The sequence below is a fragment of the Bartonella sp. LB28NMGDW genome (genome assembly GCF_042194435.1).
Classification (GTDB): domain Bacteria; phylum Pseudomonadota; class Alphaproteobacteria; order Rhizobiales; family Rhizobiaceae; genus Bartonella; species Bartonella grahamii.
In genome coordinates this window covers 1-866 of the sequence record NZ_JBHIMX010000116.1, presented here as the reverse complement: position 1 = coordinate 866, position 866 = coordinate 1, and the positions used below count along the sequence as shown (strand labels likewise).

Annotated in this window: 1 pseudogene; it reads left to right on the top strand. The window is 43.5% G+C overall.

Features of this window, described 5'->3' with window-relative positions:
* Window positions 1–267: 267 nt before the first annotated feature.
* Window positions 268–866: pseudogene (locus ACFIKG_RS09520) on the top strand (phage portal protein); the annotation flags it as partial.

Below are 866 nucleotides of genomic sequence, written 5' to 3'. Positions count from 1 at the left end.
CGCTTATGAAGTAACAAGCCGGCACCATCATTATATTTGCCAGCTCCCAATGTTGCGACAGCCCTTGCATTAAGACGATTCATAAGAACCATTTTTACTCCTTTCTGCTATAGTTTTTACCCACACATCAACCCCGCTTGTGACGTGCAAGCAAGTGATTTTGATTGATTCAAGATACACAGATTTAAGATGAGAGAATCTTACGTTATTCAGGGTTCTCATTCAATATGAATAACGCTAGATTATGATTATAAATCAATGCCTTGAACACTTGTTGAATGCCGTTGGTTTGAAAGCGAGAGGTATTACAAAGCGCCCGATTTAAGTACTGGAGAACTTCGTGATTATAGCGAGGAAGAATTTAAGCAGCTACAGTGCATGATGCCTAATATTCAAGGGGCGGCTTTTAATAAAAAGGTTGTTAAGCGCGCTTTTTTAGGCAGGAAGGTTTTGCTATGCCCCGATCAACCCATGGTTCCAGCGGGTCAATTGGGTTGGGAGTGTATAACGGGGTATTTTGACAAGATAGAACGGCAATTTTATGGGGTTGTGCGTCCTACAAAAGACCCTCAGCGGTGGGCGAATAAATATTTCAGTCAAGTGATGTATATCCTTAATAGCCAATCCAAAGGGGGGCTTATTGTCGAGGAAGGGGCATTTAAGGACATCAGGCAGGCTATGCAAGATTGGTCGCGGGCTGATGCGTTGCTAGTTGCTGAAGATGGCGCCCTTGCACAAGGAAAGATCCAACCCAAACCCGTAGCAGAATTTCCAACGGGGTTTTTCCAACTGTTTAATGAAGCTAAGGAAGCAATTAATCAGGTGACGGGTTTATCGCCCGAATTCATTGGCACAAGAGAAGTGAC